Source organism: Stenotrophomonas sp. 86156_Sma, assembly GCF_056481625.1.
Window position 1 is genome coordinate 2,241,614 of record NZ_CM151157.1, and the last position, 22,118, is coordinate 2,263,731.

General features: G+C 67.3%; 22 protein-coding genes. 16 read left to right on the forward strand and 6 right to left on the reverse strand.

All coding sequences use genetic code 11. The features are described from left to right. Positions 1–133 precede the first annotated feature (133 nt). Positions 134–700: a TetR/AcrR family transcriptional regulator gene (locus ACZK33_RS10575; protein ID WP_071228897.1), complete on the forward strand. Its 567-nt coding sequence runs from the start codon at positions 134–136 to the stop codon at positions 698–700. 31 nt (positions 701–731) lie between these two features. On the opposite strand, the gene ACZK33_RS10580 is transcribed toward ACZK33_RS10575, so the two are convergent. Both ACZK33_RS10580 and ACZK33_RS10585 read right to left on the reverse strand, forming a co-directional pair. Continuing rightward, positions 732–1,091 carry a response regulator gene (locus tag ACZK33_RS10580; RefSeq protein ID WP_010482617.1) on the reverse strand — a complete coding sequence of 120 codons (360 nt, stop codon included), beginning with the start codon at positions 1,089–1,091 and terminating at the stop codon, positions 732–734. Continuing rightward, positions 1,081–2,244, reverse strand: coding sequence for a two-component system sensor histidine kinase NtrB (locus ACZK33_RS10585; RefSeq protein WP_423174737.1), 1,164 nt, complete (start codon positions 2,242–2,244; stop codon positions 1,081–1,083). Before ACZK33_RS10585 ends, ACZK33_RS10580 begins: the two co-directional genes overlap by 11 nt. A gap of 151 nt (positions 2,245–2,395) precedes the next feature. On the opposite strand from ACZK33_RS10585, the gene ACZK33_RS10590 reads away from it, so the two are divergent. The 5 genes from ACZK33_RS10590 to ACZK33_RS10610 all read left to right on the forward strand — a co-directional run bounded on the left by ACZK33_RS10590 (position 2,396) and on the right by ACZK33_RS10610 (position 8,535). Beyond that, positions 2,396–5,497: a response regulator gene (locus ACZK33_RS10590; RefSeq protein WP_423174738.1), complete on the forward strand. Its 3,102-nt coding sequence runs from the start codon at positions 2,396–2,398 to the stop codon at positions 5,495–5,497. Further along, the gene (locus tag ACZK33_RS10595; protein ID WP_032127427.1) at positions 5,494–6,318 is read left to right on the forward strand and encodes a CheR family methyltransferase; all 825 of its coding nucleotides are present in this window, start codon (positions 5,494–5,496) and stop codon (positions 6,316–6,318) included. The genes ACZK33_RS10590 and ACZK33_RS10595 overlap by 4 nt, the downstream gene beginning before the upstream one ends. Then, positions 6,318–6,893: a chemotaxis protein CheB gene (locus ACZK33_RS10600; protein WP_049421341.1), complete on the forward strand. Its 576-nt coding sequence runs from the start codon at positions 6,318–6,320 to the stop codon at positions 6,891–6,893. The genes ACZK33_RS10595 and ACZK33_RS10600 overlap by 1 nt, the downstream gene beginning before the upstream one ends. After that, positions 6,890–8,023, forward strand: a complete 1,134-nt coding sequence (locus tag ACZK33_RS10605) for a hybrid sensor histidine kinase/response regulator (protein WP_032127426.1) — start codon at positions 6,890–6,892, stop codon at positions 8,021–8,023. Before ACZK33_RS10600 ends, ACZK33_RS10605 begins: the two co-directional genes overlap by 4 nt. A gap of 83 nt (positions 8,024–8,106) precedes the next feature. Beyond that, positions 8,107–8,535 (forward strand): BLUF domain-containing protein, encoded by a 429-nt coding sequence (locus ACZK33_RS10610; protein ID WP_032127425.1) that lies wholly within the window; start codon positions 8,107–8,109, stop codon positions 8,533–8,535. A gap of 3 nt (positions 8,536–8,538) precedes the next feature. Here ACZK33_RS10610 and ACZK33_RS10615 read toward each other — a convergent pair whose 3' ends face one another. Next, positions 8,539–8,859: an ArsR/SmtB family transcription factor gene (locus tag ACZK33_RS10615; protein WP_071228893.1), complete on the reverse strand. Its 321-nt coding sequence runs from the start codon at positions 8,857–8,859 to the stop codon at positions 8,539–8,541. A gap of 86 nt (positions 8,860–8,945) precedes the next feature. Between ACZK33_RS10615 and ACZK33_RS10620 the strand changes: the two genes are divergently transcribed. The 3 genes from ACZK33_RS10620 to ACZK33_RS10630 all read left to right on the forward strand — a co-directional run bounded on the left by ACZK33_RS10620 (position 8,946) and on the right by ACZK33_RS10630 (position 10,913). Continuing rightward, positions 8,946–9,383 (forward strand): YeeE/YedE family protein, encoded by a 438-nt coding sequence (locus ACZK33_RS10620; protein WP_422351978.1) that lies wholly within the window; start codon positions 8,946–8,948, stop codon positions 9,381–9,383. Further along, complete coding sequence (locus tag ACZK33_RS10625) at positions 9,380–9,793, forward strand: DUF6691 family protein (RefSeq protein ID WP_423174739.1); 414 nt, start codon at positions 9,380–9,382, stop codon at positions 9,791–9,793. Before ACZK33_RS10620 ends, ACZK33_RS10625 begins: the two co-directional genes overlap by 4 nt. A gap of 67 nt (positions 9,794–9,860) precedes the next feature. After that, positions 9,861–10,913, forward strand: coding sequence for a linear amide C-N hydrolase (locus ACZK33_RS10630; RefSeq protein ID WP_032127421.1), 1,053 nt, complete (start codon positions 9,861–9,863; stop codon positions 10,911–10,913). Here ACZK33_RS10630 and ACZK33_RS10635 read toward each other — a convergent pair. Next, entirely contained in the window at positions 10,910–11,689 is a 780-nt protein-coding gene (locus ACZK33_RS10635; protein WP_423174740.1) for a DUF6491 family protein, read from the reverse strand. The genes ACZK33_RS10630 and ACZK33_RS10635 overlap by 4 nt on opposite strands. A gap of 81 nt (positions 11,690–11,770) precedes the next feature. Between ACZK33_RS10635 and ACZK33_RS10640 the strand changes: the two genes are divergently transcribed. After that, a complete protein-coding gene (locus ACZK33_RS10640; RefSeq protein ID WP_180836979.1) occupies positions 11,771–12,469 on the forward strand; it encodes a helix-turn-helix domain-containing protein in 699 nt (232 codons plus the stop codon). A gap of 160 nt (positions 12,470–12,629) precedes the next feature. Beyond that, positions 12,630–13,580 (forward strand): DMT family transporter, encoded by a 951-nt coding sequence (locus ACZK33_RS10645; RefSeq protein ID WP_049398520.1) that lies wholly within the window; start codon positions 12,630–12,632, stop codon positions 13,578–13,580. Positions 13,581–13,589: 9 nt separating this feature from the next. Here the strand turns inward: ACZK33_RS10645 and ACZK33_RS10650 are convergent, their stop codons facing one another. Next, positions 13,590–13,910, reverse strand: coding sequence for a hypothetical protein (locus ACZK33_RS10650; RefSeq protein ID WP_423174741.1), 321 nt, complete (start codon positions 13,908–13,910; stop codon positions 13,590–13,592). Positions 13,911–13,937: 27 nt separating this feature from the next. Between ACZK33_RS10650 and thrA the strand changes: the two genes are divergently transcribed. Genes thrA through thrC form a run of 3 tightly spaced genes read left to right on the forward strand, consistent with a single transcriptional unit; the run spans position 13,938 to position 18,669 of the window. Then, complete coding sequence (thrA, locus tag ACZK33_RS10655; protein ID WP_423174742.1) at positions 13,938–16,442, forward strand: bifunctional aspartate kinase/homoserine dehydrogenase I; 2,505 nt, start codon at positions 13,938–13,940, stop codon at positions 16,440–16,442. Then, positions 16,439–17,353: a homoserine kinase gene (locus tag ACZK33_RS10660; RefSeq protein WP_423174743.1), complete on the forward strand. Its 915-nt coding sequence runs from the start codon at positions 16,439–16,441 to the stop codon at positions 17,351–17,353. Before thrA ends, ACZK33_RS10660 begins: the two co-directional genes overlap by 4 nt. 29 nt (positions 17,354–17,382) lie before the next feature. Beyond that, entirely contained in the window at positions 17,383–18,669 is a 1,287-nt protein-coding gene (gene thrC / locus ACZK33_RS10665) for a threonine synthase (protein ID WP_423174744.1), read from the forward strand. 154 nt (positions 18,670–18,823) lie between these two features. Here the strand turns inward: thrC and ACZK33_RS10670 are convergent, their stop codons facing one another. Beyond that, a complete protein-coding gene (locus ACZK33_RS10670) occupies positions 18,824–19,576 on the reverse strand; it encodes a Crp/Fnr family transcriptional regulator (RefSeq protein ID WP_043397202.1) in 753 nt (250 codons plus the stop codon). Positions 19,577–19,703: 127 nt separating this feature from the next. Here ACZK33_RS10670 and hisS point away from each other — a divergent pair, with 127 nt between their 5' ends. Continuing rightward, positions 19,704–21,101 carry a histidine--tRNA ligase gene (gene hisS, locus ACZK33_RS10675; RefSeq protein ID WP_423175254.1) on the forward strand — a complete coding sequence of 466 codons (1,398 nt, stop codon included), beginning with the start codon at positions 19,704–19,706 and terminating at the stop codon, positions 21,099–21,101. Positions 21,102–21,803: 702 nt separating this feature from the next. Further along, a complete protein-coding gene (locus tag ACZK33_RS10680) occupies positions 21,804–22,112 on the forward strand; it encodes a YerC/YecD family TrpR-related protein (protein WP_423175256.1) in 309 nt (102 codons plus the stop codon). Positions 22,113–22,118 lie beyond the last annotated feature (6 nt).

A 22,118-nucleotide genomic window follows, 5' to 3' on the forward strand; every position in this document is an offset into this window, starting at 1 on the left:
CGTGCACCGACCCGGGTGCACCGGACGCATCCCTGTTTTAGCGCATTGGTGATCCGAATGAATCATCTTTGATTCAGTTTATTAATTGGTGATTCATGCTAGCGTGAGGGCCAACCCATACCTCAGCGCTTTCATGCGACCTGCCGCAGCACGCACCCGCCGCGACCTGCCCCACGCGCTGGCGGCCACCCTGGTCAGCCATCCACGCTGCACCCTCAGCGAACTCGCGCGCGGGGCCGGTATCAGCCGCGCGACTCTGTACCGGTTTGCGCCCACCCGGGAGGCGATCGACGAGGCACTGTTCGCGGCCGGCTTCGAGCGCGTGGAAGCGGCGGCGGTCTGGTTCGATGAGGGCGGTGATGCGCGCCACGTGCTGGAGCAGGTCACCGCCACGCTGCTGGCGGACTGGGAGCTGGTAACGCTGCTGTTCGCGCGGATGATGGAAGAGCAGCAGCGCCAGGGTGACCTGCATCTGCTGCCGGAGCGCTGGGCGCCGATCGGCGAGCGCTTCGAGGCCTTCTTCCTGCGTGGTCAGGCGGCCGGAGAGTTCAACGTTGGTTTCACCGCAGTGTGGCTCGCGGACTTCTACTGGACCTGCTTCTACGGCATCACCTGGTCACTGGCGCGCGGTCGGCTGGCGCCGGCAGCGGCAGCCTCTACGCTGCTGGCTTCGTTCCAGCGGGGGGCGATGACGGGTTGACCGCAGGGCCCTGCTGCCGGGGCACGGTGCCTTACGCCTGCTTCAACAACTGCACCAGCTGGCGCAGGCGGTACGGCTTGGGCAGGAATTCCACCTGTTCCGGCAGGGGCGGCAGCTGCGAGCGCGCATAACCGGACGACAGGATCATCCGCGCCTGCGGCTGTTCGCGCGCCACATGCTCGCTCAGTTCGATGCCGGACATGCCGTTGGGCATGCTGACGTCGCTGAACACCACGTCGAAACGCGCTTCGCCCTTCAGCAGGGCGGCGGCCTCGTGCGCATCGGCGGTCGTGGCCACGTCGATGCCGAGGTCGCGCAGGGCCAGGCCGATCATTTCACGCAGATCGGTCTGGTCTTCCACCATCAATACGCGGATCGGGTCATCGGTCATCGGCAGGGTCCTCCATTGCGGGGAGCAGCAGGCTGACCGTGGTGCCGACACCGGGCGTGGTGGACACGTCGACGAAGCCGCCGCTCTGGGTAGTGAATCCGAACACCTGGCTCAGGCCCAGGCCGCTGCCTTTGCCGATGTCCTTGGTGGTGAAGAACGGCTCGGTCGCCCGTTCGGCGATGTCGGCCGCCATCCCGTGGCCCTCATCGCAGACGCTGAGGGTGACATAGCCACGTTGCAGCGTGGAGTCCGCATCCGGGTCGAGGCGATGCTCCAGTGCAGTGCCGATCAGGATGCGGCCGCCTTCAAGGGTAGCATCCGCGGCATTGGCGACCAGATTGGCCAGCGCCGTCTGCAGCTGCAGCGCATCGGTGTTGATCGCAGGCAGGCCGGGCGCCAGCTGGGCATCCAGCATCACCGTGGGCGGGCAGGCGCGTTGCAGGTCCGGCAGCCACTGCCGTATCAGCGCATTGATATCCAGAGGCTCGCGGATCAGGGTCTGGCCGGTGCTGAAGGCCAGCAGCTGGCGGGTCAGCAGCGCACCGCGATCGGTCGCAGTCTGCGCCGCATCAAGCAGCTCGGCGGCGCGTGCATCGTCACCGTTCACGCGCAGGGACAGCAGGTCCAGGGCGTTGCCGATGGTGGTCAACAGATTGTTGAACTCGTGCGACAGCCCGCGGCTGAGGCGGCCGACGGTCTCGAACTGTTGGGTATTGCGCAGCGCACGCTGGGCATCACGCAGCAGCCGCTGTGCCTGCCACTGCTCGGTGATGTCGCGGGTGATCTTGACGAAGCCGAGCAGCTCGCCTGCTTCGACGACCGGCTCGATGACCACGCTGGCACGGAAAGACGAGCCATCGCGGCGCACCCGCCAGCCTTCACTGGCGACGTGACCGTGCTGCGCTGCGAGGCGGAGCAGGCGTTGCGGTTCCCCTGCCTCGCGGTCGGCGGCCAGGTAGAAGCGACCAAAGTGGGTACCCACCACTTCATCGGCTGAGTAGCCCTTGATGCGCTCCGCACCCGGGTTCCAGCTGCAGACGATGCCATCAGGATCAAGCAGGTACAGCGCATGGTCGCGCACGCTGTCGATCAGCAGTCGCAGTTGGCGGGAAGGGTCCGTCAGTACGGACGTCGTAGAGGCGGCAGCGTCCACGTAAAAATAAGTGTTACCCCTGTGAGGGACGTGAAGCTAGGCATTCAAGTGTGAAGGAGGCGTGGAGGCGGGACACGTGCCATTTGTCCTGTGCGGCTGAATACGACACGGAGTACCATCACCCACCCTTTGTGTTCTGGAACCGACCTGCATGCGTCCTGGTGCGACTACGCGTGACCGCTGGATCTGGATGACCTCCGCCGTACTGCTGGCTGCGACCATTGCGCTGGAACTGGTGGTTCCGCTGGGCTATGCCGTCTGGCTGGCGTATTTCCTCGCCGTTGGCGTCACGCTGTTCCAGCGCAGTGCACGCGCGCCGTTCATCGTGGCCGTCGTCGCCTGCATCCTGTTGATCATCGGCTACAACGTTGCCCCGGCCAGCTCCAACTCGGCGTTCTCGTTCGTCAACCGCAGCGTTGGCGGGTGTGCGTTCCTGATGATCGCGCTGATCGTCTCCCGCGCCATCCAGGCGCGGCGCGACGCGATGCGCGCGCTGTGGCTGCAGGAGGCCGAGAACGCGGTGGCGATGAGCCTGCGCGGTGATCTGGGTCCGGAGCAGATCGCCGAGGCGGCGGCAACCAGCCTGGGGGCTCAGCTGCAGGCCGACGTCGCCGCCGTCTACCGTCTGGAAGGGGGAAGACTGCAGCTGACCGGCGGTCTGGCGTTGCCGTCCGGTATGCCGGCGTCGCTGGCATTGCAGGAGGGCGTGGCCGGGCAGGTGGCACGGGACGAACGCATCCGCCACCTGCATGGGGGGGATGATGCGGTGCTTGAGCTGCAGACCAGCCTGGGGCGGTTGCCGGTGCGCGAGCGCATCCTGGCGCCGATCAGCAGCGATGGTGCGGTGGTGGGCATCATTGAACTGGGACGCACCCGCGCCGGCGAACAGGATCGACTCGATATCGAGCTGCTGGAGCGCTGTGCCGAGACCATCGGCATGGCGCTGCGTGCCTCGCTGTTGCGCGCGCAATTGGTGGTGCTGCTGGAGGAATCGCAGCGCCAGGGCGAGGAGCTGCAGGCCCAGCAGGAAGAGCTGCGCGTGGCCAATGAGGAACTGGAAGAACAGAGCCGCAGCCTGCTGCAGTCGCAGAGCCATCTGGAAGAACAGCAGGCCGAGCTGGAACAGAGCAACGTCCAGCTGGAAGAGCGCACCCACGAGCTGGAGGCGCAGAAGCAGGCACTGCTGGTCGCGCAGAGCCAGCTGGTGCGCAACAGCAACGAACTGGCCGCGACATCGCGCTACAAGTCCGAGTTCCTGGCCAACATGTCGCACGAGCTGCGCACGCCGCTGAACAGCTCGCTGATCCTGGCCAAGCTGCTGGCCGACAACAAGGACGGCACGCTCACCGAGGAACAGGTGAAGTATGCGCGTGCGATCCTGTCGTCCAACAACGATCTGCTGGCGCTGATCAACGACATCCTGGACCTGTCGCGCATCGAGGCCGGCCACGTCGAGCTGGCCGATGAAGTGGTGGTGACCGACAGCGTGCTGCAGCGCCTGCGCGAGACCTTCGAGCCGATGGCGCGGCAGAAGGGCCTGGCCCTGCAGATCGAGGCCGATGCGCTGGCGCCGAGCCAGCTGGTGGTCGACAGCCAGCGCCTGCAGCAGATCCTGAAGAACCTGCTGGCCAATGCGGTGAAGTTCACCGAGCATGGCAAGGTCAGCCTGCACGTGCGTGCGGGCGGTCAAGGACGCATCCGTTTCGAGGTCTGCGACAGCGGTATCGGCATTGCCCGCGAGCAGCTGCAGGTCATCTTCGAAGCCTTCCGCCAGGCCGATGGCAGCACCCGCCGCCGCTACGGTGGCACCGGCCTGGGCCTGTCGATCTCGCGCGATCTGGCCGAGCGCATGGGTGGCAGCATCCAGGTCGACAGTGAACCGGGTCGCGGCAGCTGCTTCATCCTGGAACTGCCGTTGCAGGGCGCGCCCGCGTCGAACGCCGCTGAGATTTCCGCCGCCCCCCTAGCGTCGCCAGTTGCGGCCGCTGCGCCGGCGATGCCGGTGCCTGCACCGGCTGCGGTGGCACCGACCACCACGGTGCCCAGCGTGGCCGATGACCGCGGCCGTCGCCAACGCGCCGGCCGCTTGATCCTGGCCGTCGAGGACGACGCCACCTTCGCCGAAGCGCTGGTGGCCCTGGCGCATGAACTGGACTTCGACTGCGTGGTGGCCGGGACCGCCGAAGAGGCGCTGACCCTGGCCAGCGAACTGCGCCCGAACGGCATCCTGCTCGATATCGGCCTGCCGGACGTGTCCGGCCTGAGCGTGCTGGAGCGCCTGAAGCGCAACCCCGATACCCGGCATATCCCGGTGCACGTGGTTTCGGCGATGGACCGCAGCCAGGTGGCGCGCGAGCTGGGTGCGATTGGTTTCGCGATCAAGCCGACCACGCGCGAGCGGCTGGTGACGGCCATCGAACAGCTGGAACAGACCAGCCAGCGCGACGTGCGGCGCCTGCTGATCGTCGAGGACGACAGCGAGCTGCGCCACAACCTGGAACTGTTGCTGGGCCGTGATCAGCTCCAGATCGTTGCAGTGGGAACGCTGGCCGGCGCGCTGGAGCAACTCAGCACGGTCACCTTCGACTGCATGGTGATGGACCTGTCGCTGCCCGACGGCAGCGGCTACGACCTGCTCGAGCACATGGCCGGCAACGATGATGTCGGCTTCCCGCCGGTGATCGTCTATACCGGTCGCGCGCTCGGCCGCGAGGAAGAGCAGCGCCTGCGCCGCTATTCGAAGAGCATCATCATCAAGGGCGCGCGTTCGCCCGAACGCCTGCTGGATGAAGTCACCCTGTTCCTGCACAGCGTGGAAGCCAGCCTGCCCACCGACCAGCAGCGCCTGCTGCGCGAGGCCCGCCGTCGCGACACCGTGCTCGATGGCCGTACTGTTTTGCTGGCCGAGGATGACGTGCGCAACATCTTCGCGCTGTCCAGCGTGCTTGAGCCGCTGGGCGTGACGCTGGAGATCGCGCGTAACGGCCAGGAAGCGGTGGATCGCCTGGCTGAGCGCGAGGTCGACCTGGTGCTGATGGACATCATGATGCCGGAGAAGGACGGCCTGGCCGCGATGCGCGAGATCCGCGCGCAACGTCACCTGCAGGACCTGCCGATCATCGCGCTGACCGCCAAGGCCATGCCCGATGACCGCGAGCGGTGCCTGCAGGCCGGTGCCAACGACTACATCGCCAAGCCCATCGACGTCGACAAGCTGGTCTCGCTGTGCCGGGTCTGGTGCTCGCGGCAATGAACGAACAGGCGTTGTTCGACCTGGAACTGAAGGTCCTGCTGGAGGCGCTGTACCAGCGCTACCACTACGATTTCCGCAGCTATGCGGTGTCGTCGCTGCGCCGGCGCATGCGCCAGGCGATGCAGCGCTATGAGTGCGAACGGCTGGTCGACCTGCAGTACCGGCTGCTGCACGAGCCGGAGCTGTTCGCCCAGGCCATGCAGTTCTTCACCGTGCAGGTCTCGGAGATGTTCCGTGATCCCGCGTACTTCCGTGAACTGCGCGAGCAGGTGGTGCCGGTACTGCGCACCTATCCCTCGGTGAAGCTGTGGGTGGCCGGTTGCAGCACCGGTGAGGAAGTGTGGTCGCTGGCGATCCTGCTGCATGAGGAAGGTTTGCTTGATCGCAGCATCGTCTATGCCACCGACATCAATCCGGCCGCGTTGGCCACCGCCGAGGCGGGCGCCTATGGCATCGACCGGATGGCCCAGTTCAGCCGCAACTACCTGGCGGCCGGTGGCACGGCGTCGTTGTCCGACTACTACGCCACGGCCTACGACGGCGCGGTGTTCGACCGTCAGCTGCGTCGCAACGTGGTGTTCGCCGACCACAGCCTGGCCACCGACACCGTGTTCTCCGAAGTACACCTGGTGTCGTGCCGCAACGTGCTGATCTATTTCAACCGCGACCTGCAGGACCGCGCTGTCGGTCTGTTCCGCGAAGCGCTGGTGCACCGGGGCTTCCTCGGTCTTGGCAGCAAGGAATCGCTGCAGTTCGGGTGCCACCATGACGCCTTCGAGGTCTGTTCGCGCGAGCACCGCCTGTACCGGAAGGTGGCCTGATGGCCCTGCCGGCGCGTCCTGCCGTGCTGGTGATCGGCGCGTCTGCCGGTGGCGTGGCGGCCCTGCAGGCGGTACTCGGTGCGCTGCCGGCGACGCTGCAGGTGCCGGTACTGGCCGTGCTGCACCTGCCGCGTGACCGCACCAGCCGCATCGCCGAGGTGCTGGCGCCGTACTGCGCGCTGCCGGTGCGCGAAGCCGAAGACAAGCAGCCGCTGCGGCCGGGCACGGTGACGTTCGCGCCGCCGGATTACCACCTGCTGGTGGAGGACGAGGGGGCGGTGGCGTTGTCGGTGGATGCGCCGGTGCTGTTCTCCCGTCCGGCCATCGATCCGCTGTTCGACTCCGCTGCTGCGGTGTTCGGAGCGCAGGTATTGGCCCTGCTGCTGACCGGTGCCAGCAGTGATGGAAGCGAGGGCGTTGCCGCCGTGCGCCGTGCCGGTGGCCGTGCCTGGCTGCAATGCCCCGAGGAAGCCGAAGCGTCGATGATGCCGGCCTCCGCCCTGCAGTATGCCGGCGCCGATGCCGTGCTGCCCCTTGAACTGATGTGTCGTCGCCTGAAGGAGTTGTTTGCATGAATCTGCTGCCACCGGACCCTGCGCAGTCGCAGTCCCCGGTCAACCTGCTGATCGTCGATGACGTGCCGCAGAACCTGGTGGCCATGCAGGCGCTGCTGCAGCGCGAAGGCGTGAATCTGCTGCTGGCCGGTTCCGGCGCGCAGGCGCTGGAGCTGCTGCTCGAGCACGAGGTGGCACTGGCCCTGCTGGACGTGCACATGCCGGAGATCGATGGCTTCACCCTGGCCGAACTGATGCGCGGTTCGCATCGCAGCCGCGACGTGCCGATCATCTTCCTGACCGCCTCCCCGGATGATCCCCTGCGCGTGTTCAAGGGCTACGAGAGCGGTGCGGTCGATTTCCTGCACAAGCCGGTAGCGCCGCAGGTGATCCTGAGCAAGGTCAACGTCTTCATCGAGCTGTACCAGCAGCGGCAGCTGCTGAAGGCGCGCAACGAGGCGCTGGAACGCGCGCTCAAGCTCAACGAAACAATGGCGGCGGTGCTGACCCACGACCTGCGCACGCCGCTGTCGGCGATCCTGCTGTGCAGTGACAAGCTGGCGATGGAGATCCCGCAGGACAATGCGGGTGCGCAGCAGACCCTGCAGTACCTGGAGGCCAGCACCCTGCGCATGGCACGCATGGTCGAACAGCTGCTGGACTTCTCGCGGATCCGCAGCGGTGGCCTGCGCCTGCAGGCCAGTGCCTGCGATCTGGCCGACGTGACCCGCGCGGTGGTGGCCGAAGCCGGCAGCGCGCATGGCGCGGACCGGATCCATCTGGACATGCACGGCGATACGCGGCTGCAGGGCGATCTGGACCGTCTCGGCCAGGTTGCCGCCAATCTGGTCGGCAACGCGCTCACCCATGGCAGCGAGGCGAGGGTGGAGGTGGACGGGCGCGACCCGCGCAGCGTGCTGCTGCGGGTCAGCAATGCCGGCCGGATCGACGACGCGCTGCTGCCGCGGCTGTTCGAACCGTTCAAGGCCAGCTTCCACCAGAGCAAGGGCCTGGGGCTGGGCCTGTATATCGTCGATCAGTTCGTGCGCGCGCACGGAGGGCGCATCGCAGCGCGCAACGAGGCCGGGCAGGTGGTGTTCGAAGCCCTGCTGCCGAGACGCGCAGAAGGGCTGCCTGCAGCGGCAAACTGAATTCTTCAGGAAACATCCACGGGCACTGAGACGGACTCGTCCGCAACTGCTACCGTGGGTGTACATCTTGTCAAGGAAGCACCATGCCACTGCGTGCCATCGCCTACGTCAGCCAGGCGTTGCCGGATCTTTCCGCTGAACGGTTGCAGGCGCTGGTCGACGATGCCGCCCGCTTCAACAAGATGGCGGGCGTGACCGGTGTGCTGCTGCATGACGGCGGGCGATTCCTGCAGTACATCGAGGGGCCGCCGGACGGTATCGATTCGGTGTACGAGCGCATCCTGCAGGCCGGCAGCCATGTCGACATCATCGAGCTGGCGCGCGGCCGCCTGGGCCAGCGTCAGTTTCCGTACTGGTCGATGCGCGCGTTGCCGGTGGATGCAGCACTGCTGCGCCAGCTGTCGGCCAGCGACTGGTCGGGTTTCAGCCGGGCGCTGGAAGGTGATCGTTCGGCGCCGACCCCGGTGGATCTGCTCGACAACGTCGTGCAGCCCGCCCTCCACGCCGGCTGAGCGTCAACGCGAAGTGCCGCCGCAGTAGGCGGCATGCAGCGCCTGCAGCACGCCCAGTGCGGGCCCTTCAATCACGCGGTAGTGGATGGCCTGCGCTTCGCGACGCGTCGCGACGATATCCAGTTCGCGCAGCACCGCCAGATGCTGTGACAGCGCCGATGCGCTGAGGCCGGTCAATGCCTGCAGTTCCGGTACTGGTGCCTCACCTTCGACCAGGCGGCACAGCACGCGCAGCCGCGCAGGATGGGCCAGGCTCTTAAGCAGCGTTGCAGCCTCTGCGGCGTGTTCGGCCATGGCGGCGCTGTCGAGCGGGGTGCGGGCCATGGTTGACCTTTTTGTTTAGAAGTGTCTAATTTAGATAAATCTAAATCAAAGGGCAATCCCATGAGCGGCGTGAAAGAGGGCAGGGCATGAACCTGCCATGGACTGCGGTGGCTGGCGGTGCGCTGATCGGCGCCGCCGCGGTGTTGCTGCTCGCCACTGTCGGGCGCGTGGCGGGTATCAGCGGGATCGCTGCGGGCAGCCTGCGCGCAGCGGAAGGCGAGCGTGGCTGGCGCTGGGCATTCCTGCTGGGGCTGCTCGCAGCAGCGGGGCTGGTGCTGTGGTGGCAGTCGCTGCCCGAGGCCTCGCCACGTGTGCTGCTGCGCGATGCCTTGCCTGCCTGGCAGTTGATCAGCGCTGGCCTGCTGGTGGGCTTCGGCACGCGCCTGGGCAGTGGTTGTACCAGTGGTCATGGCGTCTGTGGCATGGCCCGCGGCTCGAAGCGCTCGCTGCTGGCAGTGCTGGTGTTCATGGCCTGCGCGATGCTGACCACGTTCCTGGTCCGTCACGGCGGAGGCCTGGCATGAGCCGCGCGGTCGTGGCCGCCGCGGTGGCAGGTGCGCTGTTTGGCGCGGGGCTTGCGCTCTCGGGGATGACCGACGCGCGTCGGGTACTCGGCTTCCTCGATGTGGCCGGTGATTTTGATCCGACGTTGATGTGGGTGCTGGGCTCGGCACTGCTGGTCAGTGCCGTCGGGCAGCGTTGGGTGCTGCGACGCGCGCAGCCGTGGTTCGCACTGCGCTTCCAGCTACCCAGTGCACGTGATGTCGATGCTCGCCTGCTGCTGGGTGCTGCACTGTTCGGTATCGGCTGGGGATGGGCTGGTTACTGCCCCGGACCGGCCATCGCCGTGCTGGCTGTCGCATCGCGTGAAGCGCTGTGGTTCGTGCCTGCCATGGTGGTGGGCTTCTGGCTGCACGATCGCTTCGTGCGCTGAGGCTTCACCCCTGTGTCACCATGGATCGGGTCAGATCGACGGACCACGGGGAAAGGAGCGTAACGACATGGCACGGATGAAGTGGAAGGGAAAGGCAATGCTGGCCATGGCGCTGGCATCTGCGATCACGCCGGCACTGGCCTGCACGCGTGCGGTGTATCGGGGCGACAACGGCGATGTGATCACTGCGCGCTCGATGGACTGGAAGGTCGATGTGGCGACCAACCTCTACGTGTTGCCGCGTGGCATCGCACGCACCGGCCTGGCCGGTCCAAAATCGCTGGCCTGGACTGCGCGCTACGGCAGCGTGGTGGCCACCGGCTACGACGTGTCGACCACCGATGGCATGAACGAGAAGGGGCTGGTGGCCAACCTGCTGTGGCTGGTGGAATCGGAGTATCCGCAGCAGCGTGGCAACAAGCCGGGACTGGCGATCTCGCTGTGGGCGCAGTATGTGCTGGACAATTTCGCCACCGTGGACGAGGCGGTGGCGGCGCTCAAGCGTGAGCCGTACTCGATCGTCACCGACAAGGTGCCGGGCGAAGACCGCCAGGCGACGCTGCACCTGTCGCTGTCCGATGCCACCGGCGACAGCGCCATCGTCGAGTACATCGGCGGTCGCCAGGTGATTCACCATGACCGCCGCTATCAGGTGATGACCAACTCGCCGATCTTCGAGCAGCAGCTGGCCCTCAACAGTTACTGGCAGCAGATCGGTGGCACGGTGATGCTGCCGGGCACCAACCGCTCCGCCGATCGTTTCGCGCGCGCCTCGTTCTACATCAACGCCATTCCCAAGGCCGAAGATCCGGTGGAGGCGCTGGCCAGTGTGTTCAGCGTGATCCGCAATGCGTCGGTGCCGTATGGCATCACCACGCCGGGTGAGCCGAACATCTCATCCACGCGCTGGCGCACGGTGGCTGATCACAAGCGGCGGCTGTACTTCTTCGAGTCGGCGTTGACCCCGAACACCTTCTGGGTCGATCTGAACAAGGTCGATTTCGGCGGCCAGGTGCTCAAGCTCGATCTTGGCAAGGACCAGCGCAACACCTTTGCCGGCGATGCACTGGGCCAGTTCGTGCCCAGCGCACCGTTCACCTTCCTGGGCGTCGACGGTTAGTTCGATGCCTGGCTGGAGGCCGGGTAGACCGCCTGGATCGCGCAGCTGCCGCGGGTGTACTGCGGCAGTGGGGCGATGCTTTCACCGCGCAGATCGTCTGTCTCGAACTCGGCAGTCATGATCCGATCGCCGGGATTGCCACAGATCAGGCCGTTCTGCAGGCCCGAGTGGAAGCTCAGCTGCGGCGCACGGTCGAGCTGGCGGCAGTGGCTGCCGAGTTCGACCCGGTAGTAGCGGTGGCCGCCATTGCGGCGCGGATTGGTCTCCACCAGCATGCCCTGCGGGTCGGACGACCACGCGCGGACGTTGCGGGTGGCAAAGCAGTACGACGGTGAGCCGCCGAAGCTGCGGCGGATTTCCCTGCGCTCGCGGATGGTCACGGCGGGCAGGGTAGCCGTGCGCAGGCGGTCGCTGTCGCGGGCGACGCTGGCGTAGTCGCGATCCTGCAGCGGGGTGACCGCACTGACGGCGCAGCGGCGGCCGTCGACCACGACGCGTTCGCTGGGACGACCACAGGCCCAGCCGGCAGGTGCTTCCAGCTTCAGCGAGGTGGCACCGCGGACGCCGGGACAATCTTCGTTGAAGTCGATGCGATAGGCCTGACCGGAGGCGGCGCGCAGTGCGATCGAGCGCGGTGATGCCTGCTCCACTTCCTGCACGCCGACCGCGTCCATGCAGTGCGGGGCCGGGGGCGTACGCTCCTGTGCGGACGCCGAAGCTGCGAGCGCCAGGCCGAGGCTGCTGGCGAGCATCAGTGACACCTGCCGATGGGTCATGTCCTGCACTCCCTGCGTTGGATGACGGATCGACTATAGCAGCGGTTTGCACGGCCGTTGCTACACGCGCACACTGCGCGGATGGGCGCCATCTTCCATCTGCGGCACTACGGCCAGGCCACCGGCCTGGACCGCCATGACTACGCGCAGTGGGTGCTGCCGCTGCAGGGCGAACTGCACTTCGAGATGGAAGGCCGCGGTGGCCGCCTGGACCTGCTGCAGGGGGTTTTCGTTGCGGCCGGCGAAGCGCATGACCAGATGGCCGATGGCCCGAACGGTTTCGTGATCGTCGATTGTCCTCCCGGCGTGCTTGATGACGGCACGCAGGAGCATCTGTGCCGGCAGCGCTGGCTGCACCTGCCGCATGCGCTGCGACAACGCCTGGCGGGCGTGCAGGACGGGCAGCCGATGCCGGCCCTGCTGCCGCAGCTGCTGCAGGTATTTGCACCGGCCGGCAGTGGCGCGCGCATGCAGGGACTGTGTGCGGCAGTGCAGGCCGATCCGGGCCAGGCGTGGCCGGTGGCGCGCATGGCCGCGTCTGTCGGGGTCAGCGAGAGCCGCTTGCACGCGCTGTTCCAGCGTGAGTTCGGGCTCAGCCCGCAGGCATGGCTCAGTGCATGCCGGTTGCGTTGGGCCAAGCACCAGCTGCGCTCCAGCACGGCGCCGATCAGTGATATCGCGCTGGCCGCAGGCTATTCCGAGCAGAGTGCACTGACCCGCGCGCTGCGCCGTGAGTGTGGGCAGACCCCGGCCGCGTGGCGCAGGAACGCCGGACTGTAGCGTCGAGCCATGCTCGACGGCTTCTGCACCGACCACCTCGCGAACGGCAGTCGAGCATGGCTCGACGCTACAAAGGCGGGAGGGCAGTAGCCTCGGTCAAGAGCGCCCAGCGGCCAGCGCTTACACTGCGCGGCCTGTTCTCTCCCCCCGAAGAACCCGAATGCGCAACAACCCGATGGCCCTGGGCATCGCCAATGGCGTTGCCGCTGGCGCGCTGTGGGGCGTGGTCTTCCTCGCGCCCGCCGTGCTGCAGTCGTTCAATGCCCTGCAACTGTCGGCCGGCCGCTATCTGGTCTACGGTCTGATCGCCGTAGCCCTGCTGCTGCCGCGCTGGAAGCGGCTGGCACCACGGCTGGGCCGCGCCGAGTGGATCGGCCTGTTGTGGCTGAGCTTGGCCGGGAACCTGGTGTACTTCCTGCTGCTGGCGACGGCGGTGCAGTGGGCCGGCGGTGCGGCGGCGTCCTTGATCGTCGGCCTGATTCCGGTGGTAGTGACCCTGGTCGGTGTGCGCGAGCAGGGCGCGGTGCCGCTGAAGCAGCTGCTGCCGGCACTGGGCCTGTGCGTGCTGGGCGTGGCACTGGTTGGCTGGGAGGCACTGATGTCTGAGCACCTCGCGACACCGTGGCGGCAGCGCCTGATCGGCCTGCTGTGCGCGTTCGGCGCGCTGTTCTCGTGGGCGTTGTACTCGATCGGCAACAGCCGCTGGCTGGCGCGCCGACCGGATCTGTCCAGCCACGACTGGTCGCTGCTGACCGGTGTCACCACCGGCGGCCTGGCTCTACTGCTGGTGCCGATGGCCTTCATCGGCCACAGCGGCGGGCACACGGCGGCGCAGTGGGGTGGTTTCTGGGCGATCAGCGCAGGTGTGGCGGTGGTCGCCTCGATCCTTGGCAATGCGTTCTGGAACCGTGCCAGCCGCCTGCTGCCGCTGACCCTGACCGGCCAGATGATCGTGTTCGAGACCCTGTTCGCGTTGCTCTACGCATTCGCCTGGCAGCAGCGCTGGCCCTCGCTGCTCGAAGCGCTGGCGATCGTGTTCCTGGTGGCCGGCGTGATGCTGTGCGCGCATGCGCATCGCACGCCCCGCGCGATCGCCGAACATGCCGGCTGAATGCGGCCGTCAAGCATGCTGATGGCCGCTTTGTCTCAGATGCAAGCAAATGCCGGCATGTTGGCCGATGATCGCGGCAACGACTTTTTGCACCGCAGCACTTGACAGCGGCCCGGCGCACGGTGTTTTCTGTGCGTCATGGTTCTTGATGCCGCCCACGCCAGCCTGATCGCCCCCGCTACTGCGGGCCGTTCGACTGCGCCGGTCGCCACCACCACCATTACCACCACCACCGTCACCACTGCCCTGGTGCGGCCCGTCGTCTTCGTGTAACTCCCGAAAACCACGGCCCCGCACCATACAGGTGGCGGGGAAACTCGACACCTGCATGCGACGGGGCCTCCTACCGAGGTCTGCATGTCTTCCCACGCCCCCGTTCATCCCGTTGCCCCGGCCGATCTGGCTGCACCGTCCATCGTCGTGCACAAGTTCGGCGGCACCTCGGTGGCCGATGCCGAACGCTACCGCCATGTTGCCGGCCTGCTGCTGGCCCGCCCCGAATCGCTGCAGGTCACTGTCGTCTCGGCGATGAAGGGCGTCACCGACGCACTGATCGATCTGGCCCAGCTGGCAGCCAAGGGGGACGAAGGCTGGCGCGAGGCCTGGCATGCGCTGCGCGCGCGCCATCGTGGCGCCGCTGTGGCGCTGCTGGGCGAGCAGGTGGGCGAGACCGTCGAATGGATCGACGCCCGCTTCGATCAACTGGCCGAAGTGCTGGCAGCGTTGGCAGTGATCGGCGAGCTGCCACGCGAAGTACTCGACCGGGTGCAGGGCCTGGGCGAAGTGTTTTCCGCGCAGCTGCTCGGCACGCACCTGCAGGCGCTGGGCGCAGACTGTGCAGTGCTGGATGCGCGCGACGTGCTGGTGGTGGGGCATGGCGAACTGGGCGTCGATGTCGACTGGGAAGCCAGCGCCGACCGCCTGGCCAAGTGGCGCCTGCAGCATCCGCAGCCACGCCTGGTCGCCACCGGCTTCGTCGCCCGTGACCGTCATGACCGCATCACCACGCTCGGCCGCAACGGCAGCGATTACTCCGGCGCGATCTTCGCCGCGCTGTTCAACGCCGATGAACTGCACATCTGGACCGATGTCGACGGCGTGCTGTCGGCCGACCCGCGGCTGGTGCCCGAGGCGGTGCAGTTGGAGTCGCTGAGCTACGACGAGGCCTGCGAGCTGGCTTATTTCGGCGCCAAGGTGGTGCACCCGCAGACGATGTCGCCGGCGATCCGCCTCGGCCTGCCGATCTTCATCCGCAATACCTTCCAGCCGGCGCATCCGGGGACGCGCATCAGCGCCGAGCGCTCGCCGCGCGGGCCGGTGAAGGGCCTGACCCTGAGCCCCGGCTTGGCCCTGCTGAACCTGGAAGGCACCGGGCTGATCGGTGTCCCTGGTACCGCCGAGCGTGTGTTTGCCGCCCTGCGTCAGGCGCAGGTGTCGGTGGTGATGATCTCGCAGGGGTCGTCGGAACATTCGATCTGCTGCGTGGTGCGTGCTGCTGAAGCCGGCCGTGGCCGCGAGGCACTGCTGCACGCGTTCGCGCATGAGCTGTCGGTGGGCCAGGTGCAACGCGTGCAGGTCAGTGAGGGCGTCAGCGTGCTGGCCGCGGTCGGTGACGGCATGGCCGGCCAGCCCGGTGTGGCCGCACGTCTTTTCGAGGCGCTGGGCCGTGCGCAGGTGAACATCCTGGCGATCGCGCAGGGCTCGTCCGAGCGCAACATTTCGGTGGCGGTGGACAGTGCCGATGCCACCCGCGCCTTGCGCGCTGCACATGCCGGCTTCTGGCTGTCGCCGCAGACCTTTGCGGTCGGTGTGATCGGGCCGGGCAACGTCGGTGCCGCACTGCTGGACCAGTTGCTTGCCGCACGCCCGCAGCTGCTGGCCAAGGCCAATGTGGATCTGCGCCTGCGCGCGCTGGCCTCGCGTTCGCGCATGCGCCTGGAAGTGGACGGTCTGCACGCCGACTGGCGGGAGGCCTTGCGCGAAGCGGGCGAGTCCAGCGATCTGGATCGTTTCACCGAACACCTGCTGGCCGCCCACCTGCCGCATGCGGTGGTGATCGACTGCAGTGGCAGTGCTGAGGTGGCCGAGCGTTATGAGGGCTGGCTGGCGGCCGGCATCCATGTGGTCACCCCCAACAAACAGGCCGGTGCCGGGCCGCTGCCGCGTTACCAGCGCATCCGTGCTGCAGCGGCGGCCAGTGGCGCGCGCTTCCGCTACGAGGCCACGGTCGGCGCGGGCCTGCCGGTGATCACCACGCTGCGCGATCTGGTCGATACCGGTGACGAGGTGCTGGCGATTGAAGGCATCTTCTCCGGCACGCTGGCCTGGCTGTTCAACCGCTTCGATGGCAGCCAGCCGTTCTCGCAGCTGGTCGCGCAGGCGCGGTCGATGGGCTACACCGAGCCGGACCCGCGCGATGATCTTTCGGGTGTGGATGTGGCGCGCAAGCTGGTGATCCTCGCCCGTGAAGCCGGCCACGCGCTCAGCCTGGAACAGGTACAGGTGGAAAGCCTGGTGCCGGCGCTGCTGCGCGAGGGCAGCGTGGATGACTTCATGGCGCGGCTGGGCGAGTCCGACGCCAGCCTGCTGCAGCGCCTGCAGGATGCGCGGGCGCGGGGGGCGGTGCTGCGCTATGTGGCACGGCTGGGTGCCGACGGCGCCTCGGTCGGCCTGCAGGAACTGCCGGCCGATCATGCCTTCGCCAACCTGCGGCTGACCGACAACGTGGTCCAGTTCCGCACCCGCCGTTACTGTGACAACCCGCTGGTGGTGCAGGGGCCGGGCGCCGGCCCGGAAGTCACCGCGGCCGGTGTGTTTGCCGACCTGCTGCGGGTCGCGGCCGGTGAAGGAGCGCGCCTGTGATCGCACGTGCGTTCGCGCCTGCCTCGGTGGCCAACGTGGCGGTGGGCTTCGATATTCTCGGCCATGCCATTGCCGGCATTGGCGATACCGTGAGCGTGCGCCGCATCGATGAGCCGCTGGTGCGCATCGAGGCGATCCGCGGCAGTGCCATTGAGTTGCCGCTGGATGCCGCCGGGAACACTGCGGGTGCTGCGTTGATGTCGCTGCGCGCAGGGCTGGGCCTGGACTTCGGTTTCGCGGTGGAGATCGACAAGGGCATTCCGTTCGGTTCCGGCATGGGCGGTTCGGCAGCGTCGAGTGTTGCGGCGCTGGTTGCCGCCAACGCGCTGCTGGATGTGCCGCTGTCGCGCGAGGCGTTGTATCCGTTTGCGCTGGATGGCGAGGCGGTGGCCAGTGGTGGCCGCCACGGTGACAACGTGGGGCCGCTGCTGCTGGGTGGTCTTGCGCTGTGCACGGCCGACCGGCTGCTGCCGATTCCGGTGCCGGCTACCTGGCACAGCCTGCTGGTGCATCCGCATGCGGTGCTGGAAACACGCCGCGCACGCCAGGCCCTGCAGGGCAGCTATGCGCTGGGCGAGTTTGTGGCGCAGAGCGCGAACCTCGCACTGGTGCTCAGTGGTTGCCATCGCAGCGATGCCGCACTGGTGCGCGCGGGACTGCGCGACGTGCTGGTGGAGCCGCGCCGGGCCGGATTGATTGCCGGCTTCGAAGCCGCACGTGATGCGGCGCTGTCGGCCAATGCAATGGGCGCGGGCATTTCCGGTGCCGGTCCCAGCGTGTTCGCCTGGTTCGAGGATGTCGACCAGGCGCGTACCGCCGCCACACCGGTGCAGGCCGCATTTGCAGCCGCAGGTTTCGACAGTGACGCCTGGGTGTCGCCGCTGGATGCACCGGGAGCTCGCTTGTGCTGAATCCTTCCCCTTTACTGGATACCGAACCCATGCAATTTGTTTCGACCCGCGGCCAGTCTCCGGCCGTTGGCCTCAGCGCGGCGATCGCCGCCGGATTGGCGCCTGATGGTGGGCTGTACGTTCCGCAGATGCTGCCGGCGCCACGCGAGCTGCAGGCCGGGGCGACCCTGGCCGATACCGCCGCCGATCTGCTGATGCCGTTCTTTGCTGGCGATGCACTCGAGACTGCGCTTCCGGCGATCTGTCGTGAGGCGTTCGACTTCCCGGTGCCGCTGCGTGCGCTCGGCGACGGTGACCACGTGCTGGAGCTGTTCCATGGGCCAACGGCGGCGTTCAAGGATATCGGCGCGCGCTTCCTGGCCGGTACGCTGTCGCGACTGCAGGCCGGCAAGGACCGTGACCTGACCATTGTCGTGGCCACGTCCGGCGATACCGGTGCCGCCGTTGCGGCGGCGTTCCATCGCCAGCCCGGCGTGCGCGTGGTGGTGCTGTATCCGGATGGCCGCGTATCTCCGCGCCAGGCGCATCAGCTCGGTTGTTTCGGCGACAACATCCAGGCCCTGCGTGTGGCGGGTGCGTTCGACGATTGCCAGGCGATGGTCAAGCAGGCACTGGCTGACCGCGAACTGCAGGCGCAGGTGCCGTTGAGCTCGGCCAACAGCATCAGCCTGGGCCGACTGCTACCGCAGATGAGCTATTACGCGCATGCGGCGTTGAGCCACTACGCGGCGCATCGTCGCCGGCTCAATCTGGTGGTGCCGACCGGCAACCTGGGCAATGCGATGGCGGCCGTGCTGGCGCGCGCGCTGGGCGTGCCGATCGGTCAGATCGTGCTGGCCACCAATGCCAATGCGGTGCTGCCGGCGTACTTCAATGGCGGCGACTACCAGCCGCAGGCCAGTGTGGCGACGGTGGCCAATGCAATGGACGTGGGTGCACCGAGCAACTTCGAGCGACTGCGCTGGCTCTACCACGGCGACGACGCGGAACTGCGTGCTGCGTTCCGTGCGTTCGCGGTGGATGACGTGACCATCCGCGCGACGATTGCGGCAGCGCATGCCAGCCGCAGCGAGCTGTTCTGTCCGCACACGGCGACGGCGGTGAAGGTGCTGCAGGACCTGCGTGCACGCGGTGCCAAGGGCGACTGGGCGGTGGTGGCCACGGCGCATCCGGCCAAGTTCGAGGCCGTGGTCGAGCCGTTGATCGGCGAAGCGGTGGCGGTGCCGCCTGCACTGGATGCGTTGCTGCAGCGGCCGGCGCACGCCGAGCCATTGGCGGCCGATTACGCGGCGTTGCGTGAGGTGTTGCTGCGCTGACTGGAGATGGACGTGGTTGCCGGCCAGCGGCCGGCACTACCGGAGAGATACAGCACGGATCGGGCGCGGTTGCCGGCCAGCGGCCGGCACTACCAGGGAAATGCATTCGGGTAGTGCCGGCCGCTGGCCGGCAACCCCACGGACCGCGATGCGGTCAGATCAATCCTTCACCGGCCAACGTGCGCAGCCCGTCCTCGTCGAGGATCTCCACCACGTTCAGGTGGGGCAGGGCGATCAACCCCTGCTGGCGCAGCTTGGTGAAGGTACGGCTGACCGTTTCCATGGTCAGGCCCAGATGGTCGGCGATATCGCCGCGGCCCATCGGCAGCGATACGCGCAGGCCGTCGCCGCCCAGCTTGGCCTCGCGCGCGGCCAGGCGCAGCAGGAAATCGGCCAGCTTCTCGGCCGGCTGCAGGCGCGCCAGTGCCAGCGCGGCATCCTGTGCGGCATCCAGCTCCTGGCAGGCACGTTGCAGCAGCTTGCGCTCCAGGTGCGGGAAACGGCTGCGCAGGGCCTTCATCTGTGGCAGCGCGACGCGGCAGACGCGGCTGTCGGCGATGGCCTCGATGTCGTAGCGATGGTGGTCGCTGCCGCTCAGGCCCAGGTAGTCGCCGGGCAGCACGAAGCCGTTGATCTGGCGGCGGCCGTCGGCCAGGGTGCGCACCAGCCGCAGTGCGCCGCCGGTCAATGTATAGACATGGTCGCGCTCTTCACCGGTGCGGGCCAGCGTGCTGCCCATGCTGACCTGCTGCGAGACGGTGACCTGCTCCAGCGCCTGCACTTCATCGGGCGACAGCGCCGAGCACACCGCAAGGTGGCGAACCGAGCAGTGCAGGCAGTCCAGCGTGGCGCAGGACGGCGAGGCGGGATCGTTGGTGGCGGGCGGAGCGCCGGAAGGCCGTGACATGTTGCGGGGGGCGTATCGCGGGCGGGGAGGGCCTTATGATACTTCAAGCGGCCGTTCGACCCTGCCCGTGGCGGGGGCGCTAGAATGTCGCCCCCTCCCACGTCCCGTTCCAGCAGGAGTTCCGCCCGTGATCAAGCCCCGTACCCCGCCCGGCACCCTTGAACTGCTGCCGCGCGAGCAGATTGCGTTCCAGCGCATGCTGGACGTGATCCGCCGCAATTACGAGCGCTTCGGGTTCCTGCCGGTGGAGACGCCGGTGTTCGAGCTGTCCGATGTGCTGCTGACCAAGTCCGGTGGCGAGACCGAGCGCCAGGTGTATTTCGTGCAGTCCACCGGCGCGCTGGCCAATGCCGCCGAATCGGGTGATCGTTCACTGCCGGAAATGGCGCTGCGCTTCGACCTGACCGTGCCGCTGGCACGTTATGTGGCCGAGCACGAACACGAATTGACCTTCCCGTTCCGTCGCTACCAGATGCAGCGCGTGTACCGCGGCGAGCGTGCGCAGCGCGGTCGTTTCCGCGAGTTCTACCAGTGCGACATCGATGTGATCGGCAAGGACAGCCTGAGCGTGCGTTACGACGCCGAAGTGCTGGCGGTCATCCATGCGGTGTTCTCGGAGCTGCGCATCGGTGATTTCAGCATCCAGCTGAACAACCGCAATCTGCTGCGTGGTTACTTCGAGAGCCTGGGCGTGGCCGAAGGCGAACGCCAGCTGGCGGTGCTGCGCGAAGTGGACAAGCTGGACAAGCGCGGCGCCGACTACGTGCGCGAGACGCTGGTGGGCGAGGGCTTCGGGATTCCGGCCGAACAGGTCGAGAAGATCCTTGCCTTCGTCGCCGTGCGTTCGAAGGGCCACGACGATGCGCTGGCGCAGCTGGCCGCGCTGGAAGCGGCGGCGCAATCGTCGGAAACCCTGCGTGCCGGCGTGGCCGAACTGCGCGAAGTGCTGCAGCTGGTGCAGGCGCTGGGCGTGCCGGAAACCGCGTACTGCCTGAATTTCTCCATCGCGCGCGGCCTGGATTACTACACCGGTACCGTGTACGAGACCACGCTGACCGACCACCCGCAGATCGGCTCGATCTGCTCGGGCGGCCGCTACGAAGACCTGGCCAGCCACTACAGCAAGTCGAAGCTGCCGGGCGTCGGTATCTCCATCGGCCTGTCGCGCCTGTTCTGGCAGCTGCGTGAGGCCGGCCTGATCGACGGCATCGAAGCCAGCAGCGTACAGGCGCTGGTGGCGCTGATGGACGAGCAGGGCATGCCGCAGTCGCTGGACATTGCCCGCCGCCTGCGTGCCGGTGGCATCAACACCGAAGTGCAGATGGAGCCGAAGAAGATCGGCAAGCAGTTCCAGTACGCGGCCAAGGCTGGCATCCGCTTCGTGGTGTTGGCGGGTGAGGATGAACTGGCGCGCGGCGTGGTGGCGGTGAAGGACCTGCTGCGCGAGCAGCAGTTCGAAGTGTCGCGCGACGAACTGGCCAGCACCCTTCTGGTGGAGCTGGAGCAGTCCAGGGCGATGGTGTGATGCGTGCCGCCGCAGGAGTGCTGAGCGTGCTCCTGCTGGCGGGCTGCCAGAGCGATCCGGCGCTGCACAGCACGCGGATCGGGCCGGCGCAGTACCGGCTGGTGGTTGATCGCTGCCATGCGATCGACCGCGCACAGCTGGAGGACGATCTGCAGGCCCTGGCCTCGCGGACGTGCCGGGCGGGAGGGGGGCGTTGGAGAACATCCAGCCCCTGCCGAGCCGGCAGGGCAGCCTGTTCGGCGAATGCCTGCGGCGCGGGGCGCTGCAGGCCGAGGTGCACTGTCTGCCCTGAGTCGGGCCAGGTTGTTGATTTGAAAGCAGAACGCCCACCCTTTGGTGGGCGTTCTGCGTTTCTGGACGAAGCGCAGTCGAGCATGGCTCGACTCTACAAAAGCCGTTCTCGATCACTTTCCCAGCGAGATCCAGCAGATCGCGGCCAACTGTCGAAGGCGGGGAGGGTCCGGTGGCAGGGGTGTGAGCGGCATGGATGCCGCGACCAAGCCCCCATGGATGGGTTAACGGCGTCCCCTGCCACCGGACCCTCCCCGCCAACGCTCAGCAAATCAGCATTTGCTTTTGCTCTGGCTCTTGGCGGGTGCAGGGCAGCAGCCCTGCCGCCCCCTCAATCCTCGATTTGACGCACTGCGCAAGAATGCGCTAATGTACTAACGCGCTATTACATTGATGCATGGAAACAACCCCGTGAAAGCCCGCCCCGAGATTGCCGCCAAAGACCCGAAGGCCGACCTGAAAGCCCTGGCCCAAGCCTTTGCCGCCCTGCGCGAACCGGAACAGGTCGAAGCCTTCCTGCGTGATCTGTGCACCCCGGCCGAGCTGGAAGCCATGGCCGACCGCTGGAAAGTGGTGCCGCTGCTGCAGCAGGGCGTGCCGTACCGCGAGATCCACGAGCGCACCGGCGTCAGCGTGACCACCACCGGACGGGTGGCACGCACGCTCGAGCATGGCCATCGAGGCTATGCCGCCGCCATCGACCGCCTTGCTTCGCGCTGATCCGCG

Coding starts and splice junctions, on each gene's coding strand:
- ACZK33_RS10640 (WP_180836979.1), top strand. CDS start 11,771: ATGGGCGCCATCTTCCATCTGCGGCACTACGGCCAGGCCACCGGCCTG.
- ACZK33_RS10590 (WP_423174738.1), top strand. CDS start 2,396: ATGCGTCCTGGTGCGACTACGCGTGACCGCTGGATCTGGATGACCTCC.
- ACZK33_RS10605 (WP_032127426.1), top strand. CDS start 6,890: ATGAATCTGCTGCCACCGGACCCTGCGCAGTCGCAGTCCCCGGTCAAC.
- ACZK33_RS10620 (WP_422351978.1), top strand. CDS start 8,946: ATGAACCTGCCATGGACTGCGGTGGCTGGCGGTGCGCTGATCGGCGCC.
- ACZK33_RS10650 (WP_423174741.1), bottom strand. CDS start 13,910: ATGCAGGTGTCGAGTTTCCCCGCCACCTGTATGGTGCGGGGCCGTGGT.
- ACZK33_RS10615 (WP_071228893.1), bottom strand. CDS start 8,859: ATGGCCCGCACCCCGCTCGACAGCGCCGCCATGGCCGAACACGCCGCA.
- ACZK33_RS10645 (WP_049398520.1), top strand. CDS start 12,630: ATGCGCAACAACCCGATGGCCCTGGGCATCGCCAATGGCGTTGCCGCT.
- ACZK33_RS10595 (WP_032127427.1), top strand. CDS start 5,494: ATGAACGAACAGGCGTTGTTCGACCTGGAACTGAAGGTCCTGCTGGAG.
- ACZK33_RS10610 (WP_032127425.1), top strand. CDS start 8,107: ATGCCACTGCGTGCCATCGCCTACGTCAGCCAGGCGTTGCCGGATCTT.
- ACZK33_RS10625 (WP_423174739.1), top strand. CDS start 9,380: ATGAGCCGCGCGGTCGTGGCCGCCGCGGTGGCAGGTGCGCTGTTTGGC.
- ACZK33_RS10630 (WP_032127421.1), top strand. CDS start 9,861: ATGGCACGGATGAAGTGGAAGGGAAAGGCAATGCTGGCCATGGCGCTG.
- ACZK33_RS10575 (WP_071228897.1), top strand. CDS start 134: ATGCGACCTGCCGCAGCACGCACCCGCCGCGACCTGCCCCACGCGCTG.
- ACZK33_RS10635 (WP_423174740.1), bottom strand. CDS start 11,689: ATGACCCATCGGCAGGTGTCACTGATGCTCGCCAGCAGCCTCGGCCTG.
- thrA (WP_423174742.1), top strand. CDS start 13,938: ATGTCTTCCCACGCCCCCGTTCATCCCGTTGCCCCGGCCGATCTGGCT.
- ACZK33_RS10580 (WP_010482617.1), bottom strand. CDS start 1,091: ATGACCGATGACCCGATCCGCGTATTGATGGTGGAAGACCAGACCGAT.
- thrC (WP_423174744.1), top strand. CDS start 17,383: ATGCAATTTGTTTCGACCCGCGGCCAGTCTCCGGCCGTTGGCCTCAGC.
- ACZK33_RS10600 (WP_049421341.1), top strand. CDS start 6,318: ATGGCCCTGCCGGCGCGTCCTGCCGTGCTGGTGATCGGCGCGTCTGCC.
- ACZK33_RS10670 (WP_043397202.1), bottom strand. CDS start 19,576: ATGTCACGGCCTTCCGGCGCTCCGCCCGCCACCAACGATCCCGCCTCG.